The organism is Ruegeria sp. E5, assembly GCF_056534105.1.
The window spans coordinates 621,142-647,453 of record NZ_JBQFPA010000001.1 but is presented as its reverse complement, the minus strand read 5'-3'; the positions used below and the strand labels follow the sequence as shown (position 1 = coordinate 647,453).

The window sequence follows — 26,312 nt, the reverse complement described above, 5'->3', positions numbered from 1 at the left end:
TCAGGCCGAACAACTCGCGCCGCCCAATACACAGAATTTGGCGCAGTGCGGGTGGTTCAGATGCACGTCGGCCTCGGCCTCTTCAAGGGTTTCGCCCAATTCAAACTCCGGTGAATAAGGCAGCAGCGTACAGGCCAGCACTACCGGGCGCTCGGCGCCTTTGCGTTTGACGACCATACGCGAGCTGGCGCACATCACCGCATCGGGGGATTTGTCCAGGATGCCCCAGCAAGCGGCTGTAATTTCAGGAACTTCAACTGTTTCGTCCATCTCGGGAAACAAAACTGTTTGGCCCGGATTTTGAGCATCAATGTCAAAGCCGTGCTTGGCAAAGAATGCTGCATACCCCGCGCGGCTTTCAGCGTCGCTATCCCCCCAGACTGAGCGCCCGGCAATTGCCATCCTAAAGCCGTTATCCCGCAACCACTCCATCCCCGTCAGAGTTTTGGCAAAACTGCCTTTGCCGCGTTCTTCGTCATGCAGATCGGGGCGGTAGTGGTCGACGGAGACACGCAGCGTCAGTTTTTCTGCGTAGTCGCGCTGTAATTCCAGCAAACCCTCGCGCATTTTGCGGCGCATCATCGGCCGCATTGCATTGGTCAGGATCAAAACTTCGTACCCACGCTCTAGCGCGACGCGCGTCATCTCGATCATCTCGGGGTTCATGAAGGGCTCACCACCAGTAAAGCCTATCTCGCGGATCGGCCATTGGCGCTGTTCGATCTGATCCAGATAGTCGCGGACTTCGTCGGCGGTGATGTAAACCAGAGCATCGTTGGTTGGGCTGCTGGCGATATAGCAGTTTACGCACTCGATGTTGCACAGCGTTCCGGTGTTGAACCAAAGGGTTTCGGGATGAGTCAGCGCAACGGACGCGCGCGTTTGCCCGTCTGCTGTCACCAAACTGTTCTGAAACTTCCCGATATTCGCAGCCTGTAGGGCGTTGTCTTTCATTCCGGCATCCGGTTCTGTGCTTGTGCCAAACCGACTTAACCGTTCGTGCCGGTTTAGTTAAGAGCATCTACCCCTCGCTGACAGAGTTTTGATGTGGGAAGAAAGTTGCTGATTGGTTGCGCTAACATTGGACATGCCCCAAGCGGCAAGGTAAGGAAAAGCCATGGTTTCTCGTGTCATACCTGTTGACCCATTTGATCTGGTCATATTTGGCGGAACCGGCGATCTGGCACAGCGCAAGATCGTTCCGGCCCTGTTTCGGCGTTACTGCGCCGGGCAGTGGCCCGAGGCCACCCGGATCATCGGCGCAGCGCGGGGCGCTCTGAGCGTTGATGGCTTTCGCGAGATGGTGGCCGAATCGTTGCGCCAGCACGCACCGAAACGGGCAAAAGATCAGGAGGCTGTGAACGGTTTTCTGCAGCGCGTGGAGTATGTCCCGCTTGACGCTTTGTCCGAAGATGGTTGGGCCCAGTTGGCCGAAATGCTGAATGCGGATCGTGTCAGGGCCTTCTATTTCTCGGTAGGCCCCCGATTGTTTGGCCCTTTGGCCGAACAGATCAGGGCGCACAATCTGGCCACCCCGCAAACCCGTATCGTCGTCGAAAAGCCTTTTGGGCACGATCTGGAAAGTGCTCGCGCGTTGAATGCGACACTGGCGGCGCATTTTGACGAAGGGCAAATCTATCGGATCGATCATTATCTGGGTAAGGAAACCGTTCAGAATCTTATGGCCGTTCGGTTCGGCAACATGCTGTTCGAACCGCTTTGGAACAGCCAGTATGTCGATCACATTCAGATCACTGTGGCCGAGACCGTCGGCATTGACGGTCGTGAAGAGTATTACGAGCGCGCTGGCGCCATGCGCGACATGATGCAGAACCATCTGATGCAGCTTTTGTGTCTGATCGCGATGGAACCACCCGCAAAATTTGATCCGGACGCGGTGCGCGATGAGAAACTCAAGGTCATACGCGCGTTGGATTCGGTTGAGCCGCACCATATCGTACGAGGTCAGTTTGCAGGCGGTGCCGATGGCCGGGGGTATCGTGAAGTTGTCGGCAATCAAAGGTCGACGACGGAAAGCTACATCGCTTTGCGCGCGCATATCAGCAATTGGCGTTGGGCGGGCACACCGTTCTATCTGCGCACGGGCAAAGAGCTGGTGGCGCGGTCCTCGGTCATCAATGTGATGTTCAAGGATGCTCCGCATTCGATTTTTGGCGAAGAGGCCGGGCGTCATGCGAATGCCCTGTCGATCCGGTTGCAGCCCAATGAAGGCATCACTTTGAAAGTGACAATTAAAGAGCCGGGGCAGGGAGGCATGCGTCTGGTTGACGTTCCGCTGGACATGAGCTTTGCCGAAGCGCTTGGGCCTGAAAACCAGGACCCACCCGACGCTTATGAGCGGCTGGTGATGGATGTCATTCGCGGCAACCAAACCCTGTTCATGCGCGGCGATGAGGTAGAAGCCGCATGGGCCTGGACCGATCCGATTATCGCGGGCTGGGAGGCGCGCGGTGATGTTCCCAAACCCTATGAAAACGGCAGCACCGGCCCGGGCGACGCTGAGTTGCTGATGAAACGAGACCACCGCCGCTGGCAAGGAATAAATCCATGAATATCAAAGAATACGCCGACCGCGACATGCTAGCGATTGATGTCGCGAATGCATTGGCCGGAGATCTTGAGGCCGCATTGCTACATCATGATATTGTCTCGTTGGCCGTTCCGGGCGGAACCACACCGGGGCCGATCTTTGATGGATTGTGCGCTGCTGATCTGGAATGGGATCGTGTGCACATACTGCCGACCGATGAAAGATGCGTGCCGGGTGATCACGAGCGTTCGAACGAGAGGTTGATCCGGGAACGGTTGCTGACCAGTCGCGCATCCATTGCACAATACATGCCGCTCTATGTTGCGGAACATGAGCCTGAGGCGGTTTTACCCGAGATCGAAAGCCTGATTAACCCGCATCTGCCGCTATCGGTTCTGGTGCTGGGAATGGGTGAGGACATGCATACCGCCTCGCTCTTTCCGGGGATGCAGGGCTTGTCTGCTGCTCTGAACAACAACGCCCCGACACTGGCGGTAGTGCGGACCGACGTGCAGCCCGAAGCGCGTATCACGCTGACGGGTCCGGTTCTGGACGGCGCTTTGTCCAAGCATCTCGTCATATTCGGAGAAACTAAACGGAATGCCCTGGATCGTGCCATGTCACTACCACCCGAGGAAGCTCCGATCGCGGCCGTGCTCAGCGGCATGACCGTACATTGGGCGGAGTAATCACGATGCAGCTGGATCAATTGAACTCACTCGCAGCCACACAGACGGGCCGTCGGATACTCGATCTGTTTGACGCCGATCCAAACCGGGCGCAGGGTTTCTCTGCTTCGACCGGAGATCTGCTGTTTGACTATTCGAAGACACAAATCGACGAAGATATCCGCACGGCACTGATCCAGCTTTGCGATCAAGTCGAATTGGCAGAGCGTCGGGCCGCGATGTTCTCCGGTGAAAAGATCAACGAAACCGAAGGCCGGGCTGTATTGCATACCGCGCTACGCAATCTCGACGGAGGCCCGGTCGAGGTCGATGGTCAGGATGTAATGCCGGACGTACTGGGCACTTTACAGCGAATGCGCGTCTTTGCCGAAGAAGTGCGTGGCGGGGCGATCAAAGGGGCAGGGGGCAGCTTTACGGATGTGGTCAACATTGGCATCGGTGGCTCGGACCTTGGGCCGGTGATGGCGACGCATGCCTTGGCACCTTATCACGACGGGCCAAGGCTGCATTATGTCTCCAACGTGGATGGTGCGCATATTGCGGATACGCTGCGCCCGCTTGATCCGACACGGACTCTGGTGATTGTCGCTTCGAAGACCTTTACGACCATCGAGACGATGACCAATGCACGCACGGCGCGGGCTTGGATGGTCGATGGTGGTGGTGATCCGGCGCGGCAATTCGCAGCGGTCTCCAGCGCTGTTGACAAGACTCAGGCCTTCGGGATTCCCGAGTCGCGGGTGTTTGGCTTCGCGGATTGGGTCGGCGGGCGGTACTCGGTCTGGGGGCCGGTCGGACTGCCGGTAATGATCGCCGTTGGCTCGAACGCGTTTGACGCGTTTCTACGCGGCGGTCAGGCGATGGATCTGCACTTTCAATCCGCCGAATGGGCAGAAAACCTGCCAGTTATGCTGGCGCTTGTGGGGGTCTGGCATCGTCAGGTGCTTGGGCATGCCAGCCGCGCAGTTCTGCCATATGATCAGCGTCTGCTGCGCCTGCCTGCCTATTTCCAACAGCTTGAGATGGAATCGAACGGCAAATCCGTCGCGATGGATGGCAGCGCGCTGACCATGCCTTCAGGACCGGTCGTCTGGGGCGAACCCGGCACCAATGGACAGCACGCCTTTTATCAGTTGATCCATCAGGGCACCGATGTGATTCCCTGCGAATTCATGGTTGCAGCAAACGGGCATGAGCCGGAACTGGCCCATCATCATCGCCTTCTATTGGCTAATTGCTTGGCCCAGTCCGAAGCGCTAATGCGGGGTCGGTCGCTGGATGTTGCACGCGCACGCATGGCCGAAAAGGGCCTGACAGGCGACGAGTTGGAGCGTCAGGCACGCCATCGTGTGTTTTCGGGCGACCGCCCGTCAACCACGCTGATCTATCCGCAGCTTACCCCGTTTGTGCTGGGTCAAATCATTGCGCTTTATGAACACCGTGTGTTTGTCGAAGGCGTGCTGCTTGGAATCAACTCGTTCGATCAGTGGGGTGTTGAGCTGGGCAAGGAACTGGCAACGTCTCTGGGACCGATCGTGGACGGTGAGGTCAGCGCCGATGGCAAAGATGGCTCGACCTCGGCGCTGGTTGGATACGCATTGCGACATCGCGGTTGACGCGGCACCCTGCCGCACTCTCTTATTGTCAGACAATTGAATTCTTGGCAGGGTTGTTGCCAAGACATAACGGCGCGGCCAAGCGCTGACGATGGGAGGAATGTCCATGCTGGGACAGATGATGACGCAGCCTTTGCTGATTTCGTCGCTGATTGAACATGCTGAACGTTATCACGGGCAGACCGAGATCATCTCGGTCGAGACGGACGGAACCGTGACCGAGACCAATTGGTCCGGGATCGCGCAGAACGCCCGACGGATGGCTTCGGCGTTGGAAAAGCTGGGGCTGCAACCGCAGGATCGCGTGGGCACGCTGGCCTGGAATAACCGCCGCCACCTTGAGATCTACTATGCGGTGTCCGGCGCGGGCTTTGTCTGCCACACGATCAACCCGCGTCTGTTTCCCGAACAACTAACCTATATCATCAACCACGCGCAGGACCGGGTCCTGTTTTTCGATGCGACCTTCCTGCCTTTGGTCGCCGCGCTGCAAGAGCATCTGACTGAGGTGCAGTACTATGTGCTGATGGGTGCGCGGGACGAGGCTGCGCTGTCTCAGGTGCCGGGGTTGGTTTTTTATGACGAGATGATTGAAACCGGTGATACAGACTACGCGTGGCCCAGCTTTGATGAAAACACTGCCTCCAGCCTCTGTTATACTTCGGGTACCACTGGGAACCCCAAAGGCGTTCTCTATTCCCACCGCTCTACAGTTCTGCATAGCTTCGCGTCGAACACGCGCGACGTAATCGGCTATTCCGCCATGGATGTGGTGATGCCGGTGGTGCCAATGTTCCACGTCAACGCTTGGGGCTCGCCCTATGCCAGCGCTATGTCTGGTTCGCGAATGGTGATGCCGGGGCCGGGATTGCATGGCGAGGCATTGGTCAATCTGATCGACACATATGGCGTCACGCTGGCGATGGGCGTACCGACCATTTGGCAAGGTCTGCTGGCCCATGCCGCGACATGCGGGACCAAGTTGAAAAGCCTCAATCGTACTGTAATCGGTGGTGCGGCATGCCCGCCCTCAATGATTGAAACGTTCCGCGAAACCTATGGCGTCGATACCGTCCACGCCTGGGGCATGAGCGAAATGAGCCCGCTGGGCACGACGAATTATCCGATGGCCAAACATCTGGACATGCCCATCGAAGCGCAACACAAGCTGCGCGAAAGCCAGGGCCGCCCGCCCTTTGGGGTTGAACTGAAAATTGTTGATGATGATGGCAACGATCTTCCTCATGACGGCGAAACGCAGGGCGATCTGATGGTGCGCGGCCATTGGGTTCTGGACAGTTATTTCCACATGCAGGACGAGGACTTATTGCAAGAAGGCTGGTTCGCGACTGGCGACGTTGCAACACTGGACCCAGATGGGTTCATGACCATCCGCGACCGGTCGAAGGACATCATCAAATCGGGGGGTGAATGGATCAGCTCTGTCGAGTTGGAGAATATCGCGGTCGCACACCCTCAGCTAGCGACGGCTGCCGTTGTGGGCGTGCCGCATCCGAAATGGGACGAACGCCCGCTCTTAGTAGCAGTGAAGGCCGAGGGCGAAGAACCGACCGAGCAGGATTTGTTGGCATTCTTCGACGGCAAAATCGCCAAATGGCAGGTGCCCGACAAGGTCGTGTTCGTCGACGCCTTGCCCCTTAACGCGACCGGAAAGGTCCTGAAGCGCACGTTGCGCTCGGATTTCAGTGATGCGCTGATGGGATAAGTGCCAGTCTGGGAAGAATGGCTCCGGCGGTAGGGATCGAACCTACGACCAATTGATTAACAGTCAACTGCTCTACCGCTGAGCTACGCCGGAACTGAGGGGCGTGTATCAACAGGTAAAGTGGAGGTCCAGATGCAAAAACGTTTTTTTGTGGGTGAAGTGCACGGCCTCTCATCTAATTCGGAGGCGACTCAGTGTGGACCTTCCCTAATAGCGTAGCCAACGGCCTATTTGAGCCCGCTTCGACCAATGCTGCGCGATGCTCCAACGACATCAATGCGCAGAAAGCCGACGTCGGCCGCTTTCGAGGCGGCCTAAAGCAGTGCACAGTTACCCAATTGGATGGCTACCTGCAGCTGCGTCAGAGCGGCCGTTCTAAGGCCTCCAAATTGAGTAGGAGCGGTTCTTACTTGATTAAGACTGCCCCCTATGAGTTTCGACTACATCCCAGAAAGCCCAGCATTAGTGTTCAATAGAAACTGGCGGAAAATCGGGCTGCTTGCCGCCCCAATCCCGCGGGCGTTTTCTCCGACAGCCGCAGCTTCTACAACCGGAGGAATCAAACCGCGTTTATCTTGGTTGACTAGGTAACGACGAACCCGTGAGACCAGCTCCTCACGTATTTCAGATGGGAATGCGCCGTCGATAAAAATTGCCTCAAAGTCGATGACCGCGCAAATAGACAGCGCAGCTTTGGCCAGTTCCTGCGCGGTGGTACCGATCCATGGTTCGACATAGCGAGAAATGCCGCTCCAGTCCTGCGGCTTTTTCCACAAAATTCCCGGATCAACACCCGCTTCTATCAACCTGTCCTCGAGCAGGAACAGCGATGCAGTGTCAATCAGTTGCTGGCTTTCACCCAAAGGACCCGTCGTCCGCATGGCACCCAAGGCACCGGCATTGCCTTGGTTGCCCTCAAATACGGTGCCATTCAATGCAACGCCTCCGCCAATCATTGAGCCTATGAAGAAATAAAAATAGTCTCGATACTCAGCCCCGCGGCCATAGAGGTGCTCCGCGTGACACGCGGCAGTAGCATCATTGACCACAAAGACCGGCAGTTCGCTGAACTTGGCCACCTCGGAAAAGAAGTTCACGTTTCTCCAGGACCTGAATTTCTGAGCCGCAAGCCCAGAAAGGTCGTGCCACTTCCACAGCTCGAACGGTGTTCCGATTCCAATCCCGCATACACGGTCCCGAAGTTTCTGGGGTTCATTGGCCAGAAGCTCTTCCAATCCTACCTCCAGAAACCCGAACACTGCTTCGGGTAGCGGGTAGTCATAAGTCGTCGAGAGCTGTTGGCGTGGCTTACCGGTGAAGTCGATCAAAAGAAGATCGGCGCTGCGGCGACCGATCTTCATTCCCACCGACAGAATGCCTTCGGGATTGAGCTCCATGGGGATCGAAGGTTTCCCAACTTTGCCCTTCAACGGCGTCCCACGTTTGAGAATCTCGTCCTTTTCGAGCTTACGCAGAATGATCGACACGGTCTGGGGTGACAGGCCCGTCAGCCGCGCGACGTCCGCCCCGGCAGCAGGTCCATGCCGTTGTAAAACCGTCAGAATGAGGCGTTCGTTATGATCACGAACACCGCTTTGGCTTACCCCGCCGGTTAGTATTTTCAACGCCTCTCTTTCCATAACCTTAAACATAAACACCTTGTTTTCTTATGAAAAGATACGTAGGCAAATTAATAAATAAACTTTATTTATTTATTGACACAGAGGCTAGAATCACAGTTTCTTGAACGGGACCTTCATTGGAGGATGGAGGCCCGCCTTGTCGCTATTCCGCGCGGGGCCACAACAATTTTCTGGGAGGACAACATGAGAAATCTACTCAAGCTCGCCGCATCCGCGACTGCGCTGACTTTGGCCGCTGCATCCGCGCAAGCGGCTGGTGAAACCGTCTGCCTGATTACCAAGACCGACACCAACCCCTTTTTCGTTAAGATGAAGGAAGGCGCAACCGCCAAGGCAGAAGAGCTGGGCATGACGCTCAAGGCGTTTGCCGGCAAGGTTGATGGCGACCATGAAACTCAGGTTCAGGCCATTGAAACCTGCATTCTCGATGGCGCAAAAGGCATTCTGCTGACAGCATCCGACACCAGCTCAATCGTTCCTGCGGTCAAACAGGCGCGGGATGCGGGGGTTTTGGTCATTGCGCTGGATACTCCGCTTAGCCCGATTGACTCAGCGGACGCGACATTCGCGACGGACAACTACAAGGCCGGTCTGCTGATCGGTCAATGGGCTAAGGCCAAAATGGGCGACGCCGCGGCCGATGCCAAGATCGCGACGCTGGATCTGAACGTCAGTCAGCCGACAGTAGACGTTCTGCGCAATCAGGGTTTCCTCGACGGGTTCGGCGTGGACTTGGCGGACCCAAATGTCATCGGAGACGAAACCGATGCGCGGCTGGTTGGCAGTGACGTGACCGACGGTAATGAAGAAGGCGGGCGCCGCGCGATGGAAAACCTTCTGGCTAAGGATTCATCCATCAACGTTGTTCACACGATCAACGAACCGGCTGCTGCGGGCGCATATGAGGCGCTGAAATCCATCGGGCGTGAAAACGACGTACTGATCGTTTCGGTTGACGGGGGGTGCCCCGGCGTTCAAAACGTCGAAGCCGGTGTAATCGGGGCGACAAGCCAACAATACCCGCTGTTGATGGCCTCGCTTGGGGTTGAGGCCGTGAAAAAATGGGCCGAAGAGGGCGTGAAGCCCGAAAACACACCCGGCAAAGACTTCTATGACACGGGTGTGGCACTCATCACTGACCAGCCGGTTGATGGGGTCGAGTCGCTGTCTGTCGCAGAAGGCCTGGATCTCTGCTGGGGCTAAAGACAGCTCTATTAGGTGAGGCGCGCCGCAGCGCCTCATCAATCCTTTCACCAGCAAACCTAAACTTCCTGTAAACTGATTTCGTGGACGCGATGCCAGCCACGAAAAGGGGGAGAGATGTCTGAAGCAAACCAAAACGCCCAGGAATTCGAAACCGCCGCCAACGCGTCAGAAACCGTAGCGGAATTTGAAGATCACCGGCGTGGTGTTCTGGGGAAGTTGCAGCATCTTCTCCATGTCAACCCTTCCTTTGTGCCGTTGATCGTTCTGGTCGGCGCCATCGTAATTTTCGGCCTGCTGCTGGGGTCCAAATTCTTCTCACCCTTTGCGATGACGCTGATCCTGCAGCAGGTTCAGATCGTGGGCATCGTGGCCGCAGCGCAAAGCCTTGTCATTCTGACCGCCGGCATCGACTTGAGCGTCGGTGCGATCATGGTGTTTTCATCCGTCATCATGGGTCAGTTCACCTTCCGCTACGGTATCCCCGTGCCCATTGCTGTGATGTGCGGGCTGGCAATGGGTACGCTGATCGGGGCTCTCAATGGCTGGCTGGTCAGTCGCGTAAAGCTGCCACCCTTTATTGTCACGCTCGGCATGTGGCAGATCGTTCTGGCGACAAACTTCCTGTATTCCGCAAACGAAACAATTCGCAGCCAGGATATCGAGGCCAACGCCCCGTTCCTGCAATTCTTTGGTACCAAATTCAGCATCGGTGGCGCGACCTTCACGGTTGGCGTGATATTCATGCTCGTTCTGATTTTCGTTCTGGCTTACGCGCTCAAACACACGGCCTGGGGCCGGCATGTCTATGCAGTGGGGGATGACCCTGAGGCGGCTGAACTATCCGGTGTGAACGTGCACAGAACGCTGATGTCCGTTTATATGTTATCCGGTTTGATCTGTGCCTTTGCGGGCTGGGCCTTGATCGGGCGCATCGGGTCGGTTTCACCTACATCCGGTCAGTTGGCCAATATCGAAAGCATCACCGCGGTTGTGATCGGGGGCATCTCTTTGTTTGGCGGGCGGGGATCCATCCTGGGATCGCTGTTTGGCGCGCTGATTGTTGGCGTGTTCACTTTGGGGCTTAGGCTTCTGGGCGCAGACGCACAATGGACCTTCTTACTTATCGGACTTCTCATTATCGCTGCGGTTGCCGTCGACCAGTGGATTAGAAAGGTATCGGGCTAATGTCAGACTCAACTCCAGTCGTCCAAGGCCGCGGGATCGTAAAGCGCTATGGCCACGTCACCGCCATCGACCATTCCGACTTTGAACTGCGCCAGGGGGAAATCCTGGCAGTGATCGGAGATAACGGCGCGGGCAAATCATCCATCGTGAAGGCGATCTGCGGCGCCACAATCCCGGATGAAGGCGAGATTCTGATCGAAGGCAAAAAGGTTAACTTCACCTCTCCGATCGATGCGCGGAATATGGGGATTGAGATTGTTTATCAGCAGCTCGCCATGTCTCCTGCCCTTTCGATTGCGGACAACATGTTCATGGGGCGCGAAATCCGCAAGCAGGGGTTCATGGGCAAATACATGCGTAAGCTTGACCGTCCAGCGATGGAGAAGTTTGCCCGTGAAAAACTGACCGAGCTTGGGCTGATGACTGTACAGTCGATCAATCAGGCGGTTGAGACTCTCTCTGGTGGCCAACGCCAAGGTGTTGCCGTTGCTCGTGCCGCTGCCTTTGCAACCAAGTTTATCATCATGGACGAACCGACGGCTGCTTTGGGCGTCAAGGAAAGCCGCAAGGTGCTTGAACTGATCCAGGACGTGCGTGCGCGTGGCATTCCGATCATCCTGATCAGCCACAACATGCCTCATGTTTTTGAGGTTGCCGACCGCATTCATGTGCATCGGTTGGGCAAAAGGCTCTGCACAATTGATCCCAAGGATTACACGATGTCCGATGCAGTCGCCTTCATGACCGGTGCCAAGGAACCCCCAAAAGAGGACGCAGCGTGATCGAGCAGGACGTACAGCGCGTCTGCGACCTGATCTCCTCCCGGCGGCAAGTTGGAGTCCGGACGATTATCGCAATCGCCGGCCCCCCTGCATCCGGTAAGTCGACCTTAGCGGAAGCCGTTGTGCAATCGCTGAACACACAACAGAGCTCGGCGGTTCCGTCAGCCACACTTGTACCAATGGATGGTTACCATTTGGACAACTGCGTGCTGGAAACGCGTGGATTGCTGGCGAGAAAAGGCGCGCCAGAGACTTTCGACGGGGTCGGGTTTTGCGCTGCAATCAGAGAGCTTCAAGTTACGCGCCACGAGTGCTTTCATCCCAAATTCGATCGCACAATGGACCTAGCTATTGCCAACGCCATTGCGGTTCACCCGGCAACTCCGGTCGTCGTCGTTGAGGGTAACTATCTTCTGATGGACAGCGACCCATGGAGAAACCTGACGGATGTTTATGCCGCGACGGTTTTTATCAGCCCAACTTTGGAAGAGCTTGAAAACAGGCTGCAACACCGCTGGATCAGCCATGGCTTTGACCCGCAAACCGCGCTGCAACGCGCAATAGCGAACGATCTGCCAAACGCTGAACGTGTCATCCGTGATAGCCGGAAAGCCGATCTTATACTGAGCCAGAACTACACTGAATTCGGGATGCGCAACGCATTCTGAATCTGCGCACTGGCTTCAGCCAACCCTTGATGCAGTGCCTCTAGGCAGCCTCAGGTGCAACCCAAGTCACCCCTTACGTAATGAGGAAACCTCATGAAATTCTTCGTGGACACCGCAGAAGTAAACGACATCAAAGACCTGATGGGCTTCGGATTATTGGATGGCGTGACCACCAATCCAAGCTTGATCGTCAAGTCCGGTCGCGATTTCAAAGAGGTCATTGCAGAAATTTGCACTCTGACGGATACGCCAGTATCGGCAGAGGTTGCAGCGTTGGATGCTGCGGGAATGATCGCAGAGGGAGTGCACCTCGCGGCGATCGCAGACAACGTCGTTGTCAAACTGCCGCTGACATTGGATGGCCTCAGGGCCTGTGCTCATTTCAAAAGTGAAGGTATCAGAACAAACGTCACACTGTGCTTTTCACCCAATCAGGCTCTCTTGGCGGCAAAGGCTGGCGCGACCTATGTATCTCCGTTCATTGGCAGATTGGATGACATCAATCTGGACGGAGTCAATCTGATCCGTGATATCCGTAGCATTTACGACAACTATAGTATTGAAACTGAAATCATTGCGGCATCCGTCAGAAGCCCCAATCATATTACAAAGGTGGCATTGGCCGGTTCCGACATCGCCACGATCCCGCCGTCCGTTATTCGCAAACTGATCATGCATCCATTGACCGATATCGGCATCGAGAAGTTTCTCAATGATTGGAATTCGACTGGGCAATCGATCCTTTGATGGATTGCCAACTCGATTGGGGAGGAGCGACCTGTCCCAAATGATTTACCTCTAAGCGGCACTGCTGCATTTTAAGAAATAAGGTCTCAAAGAGAGCCTTTCTGCTTTGTCAAGTACGTCGAGCTTTGTGGAAAACCGTCGTCACTCCTCACTATTGGCGGGATGAACACTAAGGCAACGGCAGACCAATATAAGGTCAACGGTAGGAAAATGGCTAGAGCAATCGGCGAGGTCGCGGCGAAATTCCGGTTTGACCTTGGCAGCCAGACGCCTTCATTTCATAGTGTCATCTTCCCGTAAACGTCCGCTTTCACTCCCGTGCCAATTACCTTTGGCGTCTCCAGGGAATAACAGCTTTCCGTCCTCCGTATTTGTTGCCTCGGTCGCAAAGTGCACAAAGCGGACGTTCCGCCGGAAAACTTTGACAGCAGCTTTGTCGGCAAAGTAGCCCTCCGCTCGGGCGAAAGTAAACGACCGGCTTCCTCGTTTCCAGATGTTCGCGAAAGGTGCCGCAAACATCAGCTTTGAGGTAGCCTATGATCGATTGATCTCGAATCAATTGACCTACCGATTTGCTCTGCCTGAAAATCAAGCAATAACAGGTGGTTGCTGGCTGAATGGTGGTTTTGCTGGGAGCTGTTGTCACTTCATTGCCACCTGATTCTTGGCAACAAACTGGCAACACGGCCCTACATTCCTTCCCCTAAATGCGAGGCTTTCCATTAAGTCTATGATCTAAATGGGGAAAATTGGCTCCGGCGGTAGGGATCGAACCTACGACCAATTGATTAACAGTCAACTGCTCTACCGCTGAGCTACGCCGGAACTGAGGGGCGTATAACAACCCGTATTTTCGGCGTCCAGAGGGGAAGCGCACGGGCCGCCAATTTTTTCCGATTCACGCGATGCGCTTGAAACGAGACGCAACTGACAGATCCCCCAAGGGCGCTACACGGGATCTGCCGGTCAGATCAACCAGATGGGCGAAGACATTACGCTCGGCCGCGGGAAGCAGCGCGGCGGGGGTTTCGATATAGATTCGCTGGGCAAGCTGTTGGGCCGTTTCAGGGCCATTTTCCAGGGCGTCGAGTATCTGTGATTCTCGCTGCAATCGGTGGTCTATCAGCCAATCCAGGCGTTTGTCAGGACCCGTAATGGGGGCACCATGCCCGGGGTGAAAAACCGACCATTTGCGCGCGCGCAGGCGGCGACAGGCTGCCATGAAATCCGTCAGGTCCCCGTCCGGGGGCGAGACCAGAGAGCTGGCCCAGCCCATGACGTGATCAGCCGTAAAGCAGACATCCCCCCAGGCCAACGCGATATGGTTGCCCAGATGGCCGGGTGTGTGGATCACTTCGAGTTGCCAGCCTTCTGCCGCGACGCGTTCACCGTCTTCAAGCTCGATATCAGGGCGGAAATCGGCATCGATTCCCTCACCACCTCCGGCAAGCCCGTTCTGGGCCAGTTCGGTCATGATTTCGCTGCGTCCAGCTTGCGGACCACCAAAAGCCAGAATCGGAGCGCCGGTGCGGGATGCGAGCGGGGCGGCCAAAGGCGAGTGATCCAGATGGGTGTGCGTAACAAATATGTGGCTGATCCGCTGCCCGGGTTCCAGCGCATCAACGATGGCTTGCAAATGCGCATCACTCAATGGCCCAGGGTCGATGACAGCAATGTCCTTATCGCCCAGAAGGTAGGTATTCGTACCACGATAAGTCATTGGCGAGGGATTGGGCGCAAGAATGCGCCTAAGTACCGGGGTGAGCTCAACAACCTGTCCTGGGGGAGGGTTGAAATCGTCGGGGGCTTGCATTCTGACCTCTTCCTCTTGCCCGGGCAGCCCGCTAGGTTTAGCGCATGTCGACCCAATGGCTCAAACCCTATATGCCGCGCAGCCTATATGCGCGTGCCGCACTCATTCTGGTACTGCCGGTCATTGTCGTGCTTTTGGTGGTGGCGATTGCCTTTTTGCAAAAACATCTTGAAGAAGTGACCGCCCAGATGACCCGCACGGCGGCGCGCGAGGTGACACTGGTGCTGGACGTGATGGAGGGTGCGGAAACCCAGCAGCAGGCATTGGCAGCTGCGCGGCAGGACTTGTCGGTCTTGAACATGACCGCCCGTTTTCTGCCGCCGAATGAAGAGCCGAAAAACAGTCCGCGTCGATGGTACGATTTCATTGCCCCGCAGGTGGATGCGGAAATGCGCAGCTTGTTGCCTGAAACCCAGTATGTGGCTCTGCCAAATGGACAGGAAGTGAGTCTTTTTCTGGCAACCAATCTGGGCATGCTTGAGCTAGAGTTTGATCGCCGACGCCTGTCGCCGACTGCACCGCATCAGCTGATTGTGACGATGGTGTTCTTTGCGGCTCTGATGACAACGATCTCGTTTCTCTACATGCGCAATCAGTTGCGCCCGATCACGCGCCTTGCGGACGCGGCGCAGGCCTTTGGTCGCGGGCGGGTCGTGCCTTATTCACCCGGTGGCGCAATCGAGGTACGCGCTGCGGGCAATGCCTTCGTTGACATGCGCGCCCGAATCGAGCGGCAGATTGAGCAGCGCACGCTCATGTTGTCGGGGGTCAGCCACGATCTGCGCACACCTCTGACGCGTCTGAAACTTGGATTAGCTATGTTGCCCGAGGACGAGGCCGCACCGTTGTTGCAAGACGTGGACGAGATGCAATCGCTGCTGGATGCATTCTTGGACTTCTCGCGTGGCGCTGCAGAGAGCGCACCCGAAGAGATTGAACCCGAAAACTGGCTGAGCCAAATCGTTGACGATGCACAGCGCGCGGGCCAGCACGTTGAACTAATCTCGGTCGAGGGGCGTGGAATGGCAATGCTGCGCCCATCGGCCATGCGCAGGGCAGTAGAGAATCTGATTGGAAACGCGAATCGCTATGGTTCACGCGCCGAGGTCAGCCTTTCGATGACGCCAAAGTCACTACGCATTCGGGTTGAAGATGACGGCCCCGGTATCCCGGTCGAACAACGCACCGAGGCCGTCAAACCCTTCACGCGACTTGATCCGGCGCGAAACCAGAATCAGGGCACCGGCGTGGGATTGGGCCTTGCGATTGTTGCCGATATCGCCCGCGTACATGGTGGTATTCTGCGACTGGGCAGCAGCGAAAGGCTGGGCGGATTATGCGCGGATATCGTGATTGGACGGTGAATTGGTAGGCCCGGAGGGTCTGTCAGGAATTAGGTTTTGCCCTTTATTATCAACGTGGGTGTCCCAGGCTGGAATACCGCTTTGCTCAGCTTTCCAATCCATCCTGGCCTGTTTTGATGCCCCCATTCCAACCAGTCTCATCCGTTCAACCCTTTCAGTATTTGCCTGGGCGCGCTCGTGAATGGACATGATCTCGCATAGAGTAACTCCACGAAGGACGAGAAGGTGATGGATCGCCTTATGAATCATCGAGGGCTACTGGTGAGGGTCTCGTCAAAGTGAAAGAGCTGGGTAGTCGAGCAGTTCGTCTGAAGCGGCCGGCGAGGGCCGGTCGATAGCTGAAGTAGCCGGATCATCTATGGGAATATCGACAGCTAGCGGTGCTGTTCCTTCCGATCTGTCGACAATGCGTTTTGATGCCGAGGTTGCAGGTACCTGCGCTCTCAAGTTTCCAAAGCCAGAACATGACGTATACCGGTCAACCATCCCGAATTATGGAGAGATGTCGCATGACAATGATTTACAAAGACGTCTCATTTAACATGCTCGTGCCGTATACGGACGAGGTGACAGGCGATCCACAGGATTTAGACGACGTTGCCAACATTGATGTCGTAGCTTTTGTGGGGCGTGATTACAAAAGTGTTGTCTGGCAACGATCAAGGTTCCTGATCGTGTACTGACCGAAACAAAACCGTGTCGTTTGACGAATGATGGGGAGGCTCACACTCCCAAAATAATGGACAACCGCGAAGTTCTGCCGTCATCCCCATTTGGAAATCACGCAAGAAGTGTGTTGCTGTCGACAGATCGCTATAGTACGTTCGTAAATTGGGAGAACGTTGCTTCAGCAAGCCAAAGAATGCCCGCCGTGTCGACAATACCGCGGAATGCAACCTAGTCTTATCGACATCAAATCGATCCGTCTCTGGTCGCGCCACTTGTCAACACGATCAAACCAAACAGCGCTATTTCTAGAGAAAGCCAGCTCTCTCAAGCTTCTGACTTATTCGCTGTCCGGTTGATGTCGGCAAAAAATGCCCCGTTCGCTCTGCAAGATAATTCTGCAAATCACTATGAAACGTATCCTCGGTACAAAGTCGCCAGAGAATGTCCAAAGCCTCCTCACTGTGGTCGTACGTTCCAGGATACGCAGAACCAAGTTGTTCGTCACGAACCGCATTTCGCCGGGTGACAATGGGGGTTTTGGTTGCCATTGCATCCAGCAGTTTCCCAGACCCCAAATAATCGCTGTCTGCGCACATTTGCCCAAGTGTCCCGCGGCAGGCTGCAAGCGCTCCGGGTACTTCTCCATAGGGAATGTGACCTAAGGACAATGCTGGCATGGGTAATGTTGTGCGGATGCTTCCAGCAAATGCGGCCAACGGATTAGTTGAGGAGCCAAGCCGTTCTCGGACAATGCTGAGGTTGTCGATCAACTCAATTGGAATTGTCTCTTTGGTGACACGCCCAAAGAATCCAAAAGACTTAGAACCAGTCATCTTTGCGTGCCAAATGAATTTCGACTTGGAAGAGATTGGCTGAAGAAAAAGGGGATCGATAGCTTGCTGGATGTTTAGGATCATATCGGGCAGCACGATCTTGTCGGGATACCATTTGGATAGTTTTTTTCGTACTGCAGCACTGGTGGAATGCTCATACAACAAATTCTGCCACGCCTCTGTCGTGACCACCAGAGCATCGGCTACACGAAAGGCTTCTGGGTCGTAAGGATATGCTAGCGTTATCTTAGGGTGGGGAAGGCTTTTGAACAGCTCTGGGTTCGCCCGAACATAATACAGATCATAGTCGCGCGTCGGTGTTCTCAAGCCTCCCGGATCACCTATGATTCCGCGTTCCCAGTCAACGAGGACGTCGTTGTAGTAAACATCTGCAAAGCTGGAAAGACTTCGGTAGAATCGCATTTCGTTTATACGATCCCCAGACAAAGGCTCCATGACAGGGCGATCAAGAAATTGGCAGTAAATTTTGGGACGCTTGGAATTCACGCTGTCAGCCTGTTTTGTTTTGATTGGAATGAGGATGACGCTAGCTGCCTCGCTCGGTTCAATCATACCCAACTATGCGGGTCAAGTCCGGGCATGATAGTTTGTGCTGACAAGTGTGACGGCGTATTGGCTGGCGAAATTTTTTTTGTTGAAGCTCTGTCTTTTTTTGTCCCATTGGAATCACGTGAGGGTACTATCAGTAGTTCGTGGGGAAATTTGGCGTTGATTTATATGGAAAATGGCGGTTTTGGTAGGCCCGGAGGGACTCGAACCCCCAACCAAAGCGTTATGAGCGCTCTGCTCTAACCAATTGAGCTACAGGCCCGCCTGAGGGCTTTGCCTATCACGATGGCAGCCCGCGTCAAGCCTGACCGTTGCAACATGGCCCACAATCGAATAACCCGCGCGCAAAGCACTCATGAGGGATTGGCCATGACAGCGGGCAAGAACGGAATCACCTATGCCGACGCAGGTGTGGATATCGATGCAGGCAACGCTCTGGTCGATCGGATCAAGCCTGCCGCCAAGCGCACCAACCGCTCGGGCGTGATGAGTGGGCTAGGCGGGTTTGGCGCTCTGTTCGACCTGAAAGCGGCTGGCTATAAAGACCCGGTTCTGGTGGGCGCAACCGATGGTGTGGGCACCAAGCTGCGGATCGCAATTGATACCGGCGTTGTCGATGGCGTGGGAATCGATCTGGTGGCGATGTGCGTCAACGATCTGATCTGCCAAGGTGCTGAGCCGCTGTTTTTCCTGGATTATTTTGCCACCGGTAAGCTGGACACCGATACTGCCGCGCGGATTATCGAAGGAATTGCCGAGGGGTGTGTCCAATCTGGCTGCGCCTTGATTGGTGGTGAAACCGCCGAGATGCCGGGTATGTACCCTGACGGCGATTTCGATCTGGCCGGTTTCTCGGTTGGCGCCATGGAACGCGGGACCGCATTGCCCGAGGGCATTGAAAAGGGTGATGTCCTGCTGGGGCTGGCTTCGAACGGGGTGCATTCCAACGGCTATTCGCTGGTGCGCAAACTGGTTGAAATGTCCGGGCTGGGCTGGGAGGCAGAGTCGCCTTTCGGTGGCGGAACCTTGGGTGAGGCTCTACTGACCCCCACGCGGCTGTATGTGAAACCAGCGCTGCAGGCGATCCGGGCTGGCGGCGTTCGCGCGCTTGCCCATATCACCGGCGGCGGCCTCACCGAAAATCTGCCGCGCGTATTGCCCGAAGGGCTCGGGGCCGAGATTGATTTGAATGCTTGGGACTTGCCGCCTGTGTTCAAATGGATGGCCGAGACCGGTGGGATCGCCGAATCCGAGATGTTGAAGACCTTCAACTGCGGCATCGGCATGATTGTTGTCTGCGCTGCAGATCAGGCGGATGATCTTACAACACTGCTTGCAGAGGCAGGCGAATCCGTTGCGCGCATCGGAACGGTCACCGCAGCGCCGGGTGTGGCCTATTCAGGCAAATTGCTGTGAGCCACAAGCGCGTCGCGATCCTGATCTCTGGGGGCGGATCGAACATGCTGTCGCTGGTCGACAGCATGAATGGCGATCATCCCGGTCGGCCATGTCTGGTATTGTCGAACGATGCAAATGCCGGAGGGCTGAAGAAAGCTGCACAGCGCGGAATTCCGACCGCAGCCGTCGACCACAAGCCCTTTGGCAAAGATCGCGCTGCGTTTGAGGCAGAACTGCTTAAACCGCTTATGGCAGCCCAGCCGGATGTTGTCTGTCTGGCCGGTTTCATGCGTGTATTGACGGGTGAATTTGTATCGCGTTTCCAGGGCCGGATGCTGAACATCCACCCATCGCTTTTGCCTAAGTACAAGGGTTTGAACACCCATGCCCGCGCCATTGAAGCAGGCGACGCCGAACATGGCTGCACCGTTCACGAAGTTACTGCAGCGTTGGATGACGGGCCGATTCTGGGTCAGGCGCGCGTGGGTGTACGGGTAGGGGACACGCCTGAGGAGCTCGCCGCCCGCGTGTTGACCTGGGAGCACAAACTCTACCCTGCCGTGCTTCGCCGTTATTGTATGGGCAACAAAGACCCAGTTCTTCTGCCCTAACGCGGCGGGGTGATTTACACGCAAAGGTTATTCGTCTTATGGTCGCATATCGCTCGGGACGAGGACGGCACGGGCAGTCACAATAACCAAAAGCAAGAACAGCACCGCGCATGAAAACCCTGACGACGACGCAAGAGCTGGCCGCATTCTGCTCGGCTGCTGCACAATATCCTTATGTCACTGTAGATACCGAATTTCTGCGCGAACGGACCTATTATTCGAAACTCTGTCTGGTGCAGCTTGCAGTGCCATCGGAAGATGAAGACAGCGCCGTTCTGGTTGATCCATTGGCTGACGGCATGTCGCTGGAGCCTTTGTACCAGCTGTTCAGCGACGAAAGCGTGGTTAAGGTTTTCCACGCCGCGCGGCAGGATCTTGAAATTTTTTGGGTCGACGCGGGAGTCTTTCCGACTCCGTTGTTTGATACTCAGGTCGCTGCGATGGTCTGTGGTTTTGGTGAACAGGTTGGCTATGAGACTCTGGTCCGGAAGATTTGCAAGGAAGGGGTCGATAAAACTTCTCGCTTCACCGACTGGTCACGGCGCCCTCTGACGGAAGCGCAGAAAACATACGCATTGGCAGATGTAACCCATCTTCGGAAAATCTATGAGCATCTGGCTGCAGAACTTAAGAAGTCGCGCCGGGATCACTGGGTCGCAGAAGAGCTTCGCATACTGACCCGACCCGAGACATATGACATTCGCCCGGAAGAGGCGTGGCGGCGGGTCAAAACGCGGACCAACTCTGCCAAGTTTCTGGCCGTGGTTCGAGAGCTGGCGCAGTTCCGCGAGGCCTATGCGCAAGAGAACAATGTGCCACGAAGCCGTGTGTTCAAAGACGATGCGTTGATCGAGATGGCCTCGACCAAGCCCAAGACGCCCTCTGATCTGGGCGGATCGCGCTTGTTGCTGCGCGAAGCGCGCAAAGGGGCGATCGCAGAAGGCATTCTGGAGGCGGTAAAACGGGGCGTAGGTTGCCCGCAAGACCGATTGCCGAAAATTGACAACAGCCGCGACAAGCTGAAGGTCAACCCTGCACTTGCAGATTTGCTGCGCGTTCTTTTGAAATCAAAGACCGAAAGCGCAGGCGTTGCCGCAAAATTGATCGCCTCCAGCGCGGAATTGGATCAGATCGCTGCAGGAGAACGAGAAGTTCCCGCCATGTCTGGTTGGCGGTTCGAGGTTTTTGGCGAGGACGCGCTGAAGCTTTGCGAAGGCAAGATTGCTTTGGCCGCCAAGGGACAGGCCGTGCAGGTTGTCTCGCTTTAACGGCGACGGGATTCCAACGCGTTCTGCTGGCCTTTGACCCGAACTAAACGAATACCTTCCAGTTCTTTCCGGCTTACATTGACGGCCTCTGAAACCATCCGCGACCGTTCGGTGCCCTGCGCAGTGGCGTAGTCCGGGTAATCCACGCGGAAGGTGAATTCCATAACGCCATTTTTGCTGAGTTCTTCAGATCTTACGCGCGCGAGCTGCGCGTTGAACGCACCCTGTCGAATGGCTGTGCCAGCCGCATAGATGATTGCACCCGTCGAGGTTGGGTCGATCCGCAATTCGTTGATCACGGCGATTGGAACGCTGTTATCCTCGGCGTCCGGACGCTCGAACAGGCCTTTTTTGTCGGCATTTTCGGGAACCAAGGCATTAGCGTCATCGGCTGATACTTCGGATGGGCTGGGTGTGCTGCTGCCAAACCAGTTCGATGGATTCGCGCTTGAGTTGCTCCAGTTGCTACAAGCGGACAGAGCCATTGTGGAGATCATCAGAACAGGCAGAGTTTTGTGCATGGACCCAGTACTTTGTGCAACTTTACCTGCATCGGGTTAACGCAAATTCGATCGTTTGAAAAGCCACGCTGGGGACTGGACAGTCGGTAGCGCTGAGCATAGTTCACAATTGTGAATGCGTAACGCAAGGACGGACCCGATATGGCAACGCCAGCCTTCGAAGAGATAGTCGAGGATTTCGAGTTCCTGGAGGACTGGGAAGACCGCTATCGCCATGTGATCGAGCAGGGCAAAGCGATGGAGCCTCTGGATGATGCATTCAAAGTCCCTGCGACCAAGGTGAATGGTTGCGCCAGTCAGGTCTGGCTGCATCCAACCATTGAGGGCGGTCAATTCCGCTTTGACGGTGACAGCGATGCCCTGATTGTTCGGGGCCTGATTGCGGTTCTGCGTAGCCTGTATAACGGCTTGCCGGTGGCCGAGGTGCCCAGTGTTGATGCCGGTGGAGAACTCGCGCGACTGGGGTTGCAGGATCATTTGTCTGCCCAACGTTCGAACGGGTTACGCGCTATGATAGAACGTATTCGCGAAGTGGCATTGGCCAGCGCCTGACTTTTAGGTGGATTTGCGCGCTGCCCAGTCAGCAAGCGTGGTTTCCAAATCGCCATAGCCGGTTTGCCGACGTTCGAATTCCAGCCCCATCCGTTCGGCACACTCCTGCGCGCGGCGAGTGAGGTTGGGATCATCAGTTTGTGCTTGATAGACGAGCTTGGTGTAATTGCCGAAATACATCTCTCGCAATTCAGGATGACGGTCCAGACCCAGCGGTTTCCAGACAAACGCATCAAACTGCCGCGCAAGGAAATCTGTCAGATAAAAAGCGGTGGTTTCATCGTCGCCATGCGCGGCAAAGGCCAAATTGCCCTCGAAGAAAGAATAGCAATGGGGCCCTTGGATCATCTCGACCCCCAGTCGCTTGCACGCTGCCTGTAACAAGCCACCGGTTCCGCAATCGGCATAGACAACGTAGATCCGGTCGTATGAGTCTCGATGCTTGGCAACCGCATCCTCGACCGCCTGTGTGATCATTTCCGGGTGCACATGCAAAATGGCGGGCAGGCAAGTCAGGGCCATGTGATCCCAGCCGTTCCGTTCTTTCAGGTCCAGAATCTCGCGGGCCAGTGCACCACATGCGATCAGAAGAATCGACTCGGCGCTGTGCGCTGCGACATAGCCCTGACGGGTCAGGCTGTCATCGTCTGGGATCTGTGAGTCGGTCATCTGATCTCTCTGGCTGGTCTCTAGCTAAATATGTGCCCGAGGTTCGGACAAAAAAGGCCGCCCCAAAAAGGACGGCCTGTCTCACGATATGATCTCGCGCCTTAGCCGGCCAGTTGGTTGTGCTTGCGCGACATGAAGTCCTTGGCCATTTCCACCGCCACGGCTGCGTCGCGGCAATAACCGTCAGCGCCGATCGCCTTGCCGAACTCTTCGTTCAGCGGAGCGCCGCCAACCAGAACGGTGTACTCATCACGCAGGCCTTGTTCGACCAACGTGTCGATTACGACCTTCATATAAGGCATCGTCGTCGTCAGCAGAGCGGACATGCCCAGAATGTCGGGCTGTTCGTTTTCCAGCGCTTCGAGGTAGTTCTCGACTGGGTTGTTGATGCCGATATCGACAACTTCGAACCCGGCGCCTTCCATCATCATCGCAACAAGGTTCTTGCCGATGTCATGGATGTCACCCTTTACGGTGCCGATCACCATCTTGCCAACGCGCGGAGCACCAGTTTCAGCCAGCAGAGGCTTCAGGATCGCCATACCGCCTTTCATGGCGTTGGCCGCCAGCAGAACCTCAGGCACGAACAGGATGCCGTCGCGGAAGTCATGGCCGACAATTGTCATGCCGCCAACCAGCGCTTTGGTCAGGATGTCATAGGGTTGCCATCCGCGCTCGAGCAGGATGTTCACACCTTCTTCGATCTCTTCCTTCAGGCCGTCATAAAGGTCATCGAACATCTGTTCGACGAGTTCGTCGTCATTCAGTTCGGACAGGACGATGTCTTCTTCATCAGACATGGGTATTTCCCTGAGCTGTGCGGGCCTGCGGCCCGTGGTGGCATTTTCACCGTTTTGGCCATTTCGTCGCAGGTCTACTGTGACGATTGCGACCTAGGTCGTTCTGAGACCGACCTATAGGCCGAATATTCGCACTCAGCGACATCGAATTTTGCAAGATCATCCTGCATTGGTTTCATTAGCCACGGTAAATTCACCTGCAGTCTAATGCGTCGCCTGTTTCGAGCATCTGATGATTTTTGGAAATCGAAACATGAATCTTGCCAGTGAAACTGGTTTTAATTACATCTAGTGATAGGAACAAAAAGCGAACAAATGACTGCTGCCATCAAAAGCCCTGGGCGCGGAGCAACCTCAAACGAAGCAGGTCGATTCGAGAGGTTTACAACCGAGTTGACCGAAGATGGCTGGGATTTGCCAGAGGAACTGCCCCCGTTGCGGACCGAAGTTCGGGAAGAAATGGCGCGCAATCTGATCACCTATAACAAGTCGCCGGACCTACCTTTTGACCGATCCATAAACCCATATCGGGGCTGCGAGCATGGATGCGTGTATTGCTTTGCTCGGCCAACGCATGCGTATCTGGGGCTGTCTCCGGGTTTGGATTTCGAAACCCGCCTTGTTGCGCGACCCAATGCGGCTGAGCTATTGCGTCGCGAACTCTCAGCACGTTCTTACAAGGTGGCCACGATTGCACTGGGAACCAACACCGATCCCTATCAACCGATCGAAAAAAACCGCAAGATAACAAGAAGCTGTCTAAAGGTTCTGAGAGATTTTCAACATCCGGTCGGTATTGTGACCAAGGGGACTCTGATCGAGCGTGATCTTGATATTCTGGCACCGATGGCCCGCAATGGCCTTGTCCGGGTTGGCATCTCGCTGACCACATTGGACCGCGATCTTTCCCGACGGATGGAACCCCGGGCGCCTTCACCGCAGCGCAGGCTCGGAATGATCCGCAACCTGACCGAGGCTGGCGTGCCTGTGCGCGTTATGACGTCTCCGGTGATTCCCGGTTTAACCGATCATGAATTGGAAATCCTGTTGGAGGCCGGAAAGCAGGCTGGCGCCGATGCTGCAAGCTGGATCATGCTGCGGCTTCCCCGTGAAGTATCCGCGCTCTGGCGCGAGTGGCTGATCGAACATCAGCCGGGCAGGGCTGAGAAGGTGATGGCACGGCTGCGCGAAATGCATGGGGGTAGGGAATATGACCCCCGGTGGGGCCACCGCATGCGGGGCGAGGGGACCTATGCCGAGATGATTGCGCAACGGTTCAAGGCCGCAGTCAAACGTCTCGGGCTGTCGACAGACATGCCGCCACTGAACTGTGCGGCGTTTGCACCTCCACCCCAGCCCGGTGATCAACTGGCTTTGTTTTGAAGCCTTGGTTCAGAAACTAATGCCAATACCGGCCGAGAATCCGTTGACGGTATCGCTGCCGTAGTAGCGGACCATAAACCGTGTCGTTGATACCCAAGGCACCCATGTGTCAGACAGATCGACCTCGATCCCACCACCTACGCGGGCCAGCCAGTCGGTGCCCAATACAAGTGACTGATCCCCGATCAGATAGGACAGGGACAGATCGCCCACCCAGCGGACCGGGCGACCGAACATGCGTTTTCCAGTTGGAAAGCGGTAGCGTGACCACAGAACTGCATTTGCGGCAGTTGATTCAACCAACAGGTCCTCGTTGTCTCCGATAGGCCAGTATTCGATATGGGTATAGCGCAGGCTTGCCTCGAATTCCCGGTCGTTGGACAGAGCTTTCTCGTACGAGACCGTCATCGATCCGCCTGCGCCACCAGCCCAGATGCCGCCGCTTTCGAGAAAGTCTCGATCAAGCCCCAGGCGGTTGGCTATGGCTTGCGCACCGACAGATGCGTCGGATTGCGTACGTCCGACCGAGATATGGGCCATCGGGGTCATTTTCCAATACTCGCCGATGTCGAACTGATAGCCGACACCGCCGGTAAGGGCGAGGCTGGTCCATTTCAGCGGAATACGCGTGGTATCTCCGGTGCCGCTGAAGGTCAGAACGGGGTCATAGCGCGCGTAGCCTATATACCCCTCAAGATAGATCGGCACGCCCTCAGCAAGGCGAAACCCGCCGCCCAGCTGGGCGGATTTGAAATCGTAATCGCGATTGTCAGTATTTGATTGCAGTGAGATTGCGCTGGCAGAATCGTCCGGGATGCCTGCCAACCCCAAGATTGCCAACGACCCGGCGGCGTTTTCCTGCTGCTGCTTCTCAAAAGCACGCTCCAGCACGCTTTGAGCGGATGCCGATTGCGCAAGTAGCAACATAATGAACAAGAAGATGAAACGCATGAGAACCAAACAATATTCGCCGGACGCGGCAACATTAGGCGGACTGAGGCAGTGCGGAAAGATGCATCGAAACAGTCATTTACGATTGGTTTCGAAC

The 26,312-nt window shown here is 55.8% G+C and carries 24 protein-coding genes and 3 tRNA genes; 16 read left to right on the top strand and 11 right to left on the bottom strand.

Going from position 1 to position 26,312, the window contains the following annotated elements; translation table 11 throughout:
- On the bottom strand, positions 1-954 hold the full coding sequence (locus ACR0BI_RS03295; RefSeq protein ID WP_170396933.1) for a radical SAM family protein: 954 nt from the start codon (positions 952-954) through the stop codon (positions 1-3).
- A gap of 163 nt (positions 955-1,117) precedes the next feature.
- Here ACR0BI_RS03295 and zwf point away from each other — a divergent pair, with 163 nt between their 5' ends.
- The 4 genes from zwf to ACR0BI_RS03275 all read left to right on the top strand — a co-directional run bounded on the left by zwf (position 1,118) and on the right by ACR0BI_RS03275 (position 6,582).
- A complete protein-coding gene (gene zwf / locus ACR0BI_RS03290) occupies positions 1,118-2,572 on the top strand; it encodes a glucose-6-phosphate dehydrogenase (protein WP_170610868.1) in 1,455 nt (484 codons plus the stop codon).
- Positions 2,569-3,240 (top strand): 6-phosphogluconolactonase, encoded by a 672-nt coding sequence (gene pgl, locus ACR0BI_RS03285; RefSeq protein ID WP_480561433.1) that lies wholly within the window; start codon positions 2,569-2,571, stop codon positions 3,238-3,240. The genes zwf and pgl overlap by 4 nt, the downstream gene beginning before the upstream one ends.
- 5 nt (positions 3,241-3,245) lie before the next feature.
- The gene (gene pgi / locus ACR0BI_RS03280) at positions 3,246-4,856 is read left to right on the top strand and encodes a glucose-6-phosphate isomerase (protein WP_480561434.1); all 1,611 of its coding nucleotides are present in this window, start codon (positions 3,246-3,248) and stop codon (positions 4,854-4,856) included.
- A 106-nt stretch (positions 4,857-4,962) separates the two neighbouring features.
- Positions 4,963-6,582, top strand: a complete 1,620-nt coding sequence (locus ACR0BI_RS03275; protein ID WP_170396987.1) for a long-chain-fatty-acid--CoA ligase — start codon at positions 4,963-4,965, stop codon at positions 6,580-6,582.
- 18 nt (positions 6,583-6,600) lie between these two features.
- Here the strand turns inward: ACR0BI_RS03275 and ACR0BI_RS03270 are convergent.
- Together ACR0BI_RS03270 and ACR0BI_RS03265 are read right to left on the bottom strand one after the other, a co-directional pair.
- Positions 6,601-6,675, bottom strand: a tRNA-Asn gene (locus tag ACR0BI_RS03270).
- A 347-nt stretch (positions 6,676-7,022) separates the two neighbouring features.
- Complete coding sequence (locus tag ACR0BI_RS03265; RefSeq protein ID WP_170393677.1) at positions 7,023-8,222, bottom strand: ROK family transcriptional regulator; 1,200 nt, start codon at positions 8,220-8,222, stop codon at positions 7,023-7,025.
- Between the two features lie 186 nt (positions 8,223-8,408).
- Here ACR0BI_RS03265 and ACR0BI_RS03260 point away from each other — a divergent pair, with 186 nt between their 5' ends.
- From ACR0BI_RS03260 to fsa, 5 genes are all read left to right on the top strand, one after another.
- A complete protein-coding gene (locus tag ACR0BI_RS03260; RefSeq protein ID WP_170392952.1) occupies positions 8,409-9,428 on the top strand; it encodes a sugar ABC transporter substrate-binding protein in 1,020 nt (339 codons plus the stop codon).
- Between the two features lie 117 nt (positions 9,429-9,545).
- On the top strand, positions 9,546-10,616 hold the full coding sequence (locus ACR0BI_RS03255) for an ABC transporter permease (protein WP_170392953.1): 1,071 nt from the start codon (positions 9,546-9,548) through the stop codon (positions 10,614-10,616).
- Complete coding sequence (locus ACR0BI_RS03250; protein ID WP_170402609.1) at positions 10,616-11,398, top strand: ATP-binding cassette domain-containing protein; 783 nt, start codon at positions 10,616-10,618, stop codon at positions 11,396-11,398. Before ACR0BI_RS03255 ends, ACR0BI_RS03250 begins: the two co-directional genes overlap by 1 nt.
- A complete protein-coding gene (locus tag ACR0BI_RS03245; protein WP_480459330.1) occupies positions 11,395-12,066 on the top strand; it encodes a nucleoside/nucleotide kinase family protein in 672 nt (223 codons plus the stop codon). The genes ACR0BI_RS03250 and ACR0BI_RS03245 overlap by 4 nt, the downstream gene beginning before the upstream one ends.
- Before the next feature lie 93 nt (positions 12,067-12,159).
- Complete coding sequence (fsa, locus tag ACR0BI_RS03240; protein ID WP_170465320.1) at positions 12,160-12,813, top strand: fructose-6-phosphate aldolase; 654 nt, start codon at positions 12,160-12,162, stop codon at positions 12,811-12,813.
- A 750-nt stretch (positions 12,814-13,563) separates the two neighbouring features.
- On the opposite strand, the gene ACR0BI_RS03235 is transcribed toward fsa, so the two are convergent.
- Positions 13,564-13,638: transfer RNA gene (locus tag ACR0BI_RS03235), tRNA-Asn, on the bottom strand.
- A gap of 73 nt (positions 13,639-13,711) precedes the next feature.
- Complete coding sequence (locus tag ACR0BI_RS03230; protein ID WP_480561435.1) at positions 13,712-14,626, bottom strand: MBL fold metallo-hydrolase; 915 nt, start codon at positions 14,624-14,626, stop codon at positions 13,712-13,714.
- 44 nt (positions 14,627-14,670) lie between these two features.
- On the opposite strand from ACR0BI_RS03230, the gene ACR0BI_RS03225 reads away from it, so the two are divergent.
- Together ACR0BI_RS03225 and ACR0BI_RS03220 are read left to right on the top strand one after the other, a co-directional pair.
- Positions 14,671-15,990, top strand: a complete 1,320-nt coding sequence (locus ACR0BI_RS03225; RefSeq protein ID WP_480561436.1) for an ATP-binding protein — start codon at positions 14,671-14,673, stop codon at positions 15,988-15,990.
- Positions 15,991-16,499: 509 nt separating this feature from the next.
- Positions 16,500-16,673, top strand: coding sequence for a hypothetical protein (locus ACR0BI_RS03220; RefSeq protein WP_480878070.1), 174 nt, complete (start codon positions 16,500-16,502; stop codon positions 16,671-16,673).
- A 291-nt stretch (positions 16,674-16,964) separates the two neighbouring features.
- On the opposite strand, the gene ACR0BI_RS03215 is transcribed toward ACR0BI_RS03220, so the two are convergent.
- Both ACR0BI_RS03215 and ACR0BI_RS03210 read right to left on the bottom strand, forming a co-directional pair.
- Positions 16,965-18,065, bottom strand: a complete 1,101-nt coding sequence (locus tag ACR0BI_RS03215) for a glycosyltransferase family protein (protein ID WP_480561437.1) — start codon at positions 18,063-18,065, stop codon at positions 16,965-16,967.
- A gap of 182 nt (positions 18,066-18,247) precedes the next feature.
- Positions 18,248-18,324 (bottom strand) — tRNA-Ile (locus tag ACR0BI_RS03210).
- A gap of 107 nt (positions 18,325-18,431) precedes the next feature.
- On the opposite strand from ACR0BI_RS03210, the gene purM reads away from it, so the two are divergent.
- The 3 genes from purM (at position 18,432) to rnd (ending at position 21,339) form a co-directional block, all read left to right on the top strand.
- On the top strand, positions 18,432-19,478 hold the full coding sequence (purM, locus tag ACR0BI_RS03205) for a phosphoribosylformylglycinamidine cyclo-ligase (RefSeq protein WP_480561438.1): 1,047 nt from the start codon (positions 18,432-18,434) through the stop codon (positions 19,476-19,478).
- Positions 19,475-20,071 carry a phosphoribosylglycinamide formyltransferase gene (gene purN, locus ACR0BI_RS03200; RefSeq protein ID WP_170817811.1) on the top strand — a complete coding sequence of 199 codons (597 nt, stop codon included), beginning with the start codon at positions 19,475-19,477 and terminating at the stop codon, positions 20,069-20,071. Before purM ends, purN begins: the two co-directional genes overlap by 4 nt.
- Before the next feature lie 110 nt (positions 20,072-20,181).
- Positions 20,182-21,339 carry a ribonuclease D gene (gene rnd / locus ACR0BI_RS03195; protein ID WP_170392960.1) on the top strand — a complete coding sequence of 386 codons (1,158 nt, stop codon included), beginning with the start codon at positions 20,182-20,184 and terminating at the stop codon, positions 21,337-21,339.
- Here the strand turns inward: rnd and ACR0BI_RS03190 are convergent.
- A complete protein-coding gene (locus ACR0BI_RS03190) occupies positions 21,336-21,860 on the bottom strand; it encodes a hypothetical protein (protein WP_170405998.1) in 525 nt (174 codons plus the stop codon). The two genes, rnd and ACR0BI_RS03190, sit on opposite strands and share 4 nt — an antisense overlap.
- 141 nt (positions 21,861-22,001) lie before the next feature.
- On the opposite strand from ACR0BI_RS03190, the gene ACR0BI_RS03185 reads away from it, so the two are divergent.
- A complete protein-coding gene (locus tag ACR0BI_RS03185) occupies positions 22,002-22,412 on the top strand; it encodes a SufE family protein (RefSeq protein WP_170392962.1) in 411 nt (136 codons plus the stop codon).
- A gap of 3 nt (positions 22,413-22,415) precedes the next feature.
- Here ACR0BI_RS03185 and ACR0BI_RS03180 read toward each other — a convergent pair whose 3' ends face one another.
- Together ACR0BI_RS03180 and ACR0BI_RS03175 are read right to left on the bottom strand one after the other, a co-directional pair.
- Positions 22,416-23,081 carry a DUF1638 domain-containing protein gene (locus ACR0BI_RS03180; RefSeq protein WP_480561440.1) on the bottom strand — a complete coding sequence of 222 codons (666 nt, stop codon included), beginning with the start codon at positions 23,079-23,081 and terminating at the stop codon, positions 22,416-22,418.
- 101 nt (positions 23,082-23,182) lie between these two features.
- Positions 23,183-23,881, bottom strand: coding sequence for a corrinoid protein (locus ACR0BI_RS03175; protein ID WP_170392964.1), 699 nt, complete (start codon positions 23,879-23,881; stop codon positions 23,183-23,185).
- 315 nt (positions 23,882-24,196) lie between these two features.
- Between ACR0BI_RS03175 and ACR0BI_RS03170 the strand changes: the two genes are divergently transcribed.
- Positions 24,197-25,264 carry a PA0069 family radical SAM protein gene (locus ACR0BI_RS03170; protein WP_223117998.1) on the top strand — a complete coding sequence of 356 codons (1,068 nt, stop codon included), beginning with the start codon at positions 24,197-24,199 and terminating at the stop codon, positions 25,262-25,264.
- 9 nt (positions 25,265-25,273) lie between these two features.
- Here ACR0BI_RS03170 and ACR0BI_RS03165 read toward each other — a convergent pair whose 3' ends face one another.
- Positions 25,274-26,215 (bottom strand): autotransporter domain-containing protein, encoded by a 942-nt coding sequence (locus ACR0BI_RS03165; RefSeq protein WP_170392966.1) that lies wholly within the window; start codon positions 26,213-26,215, stop codon positions 25,274-25,276.
- Between the last annotated feature and the right edge of the window lie 97 nt (positions 26,216-26,312).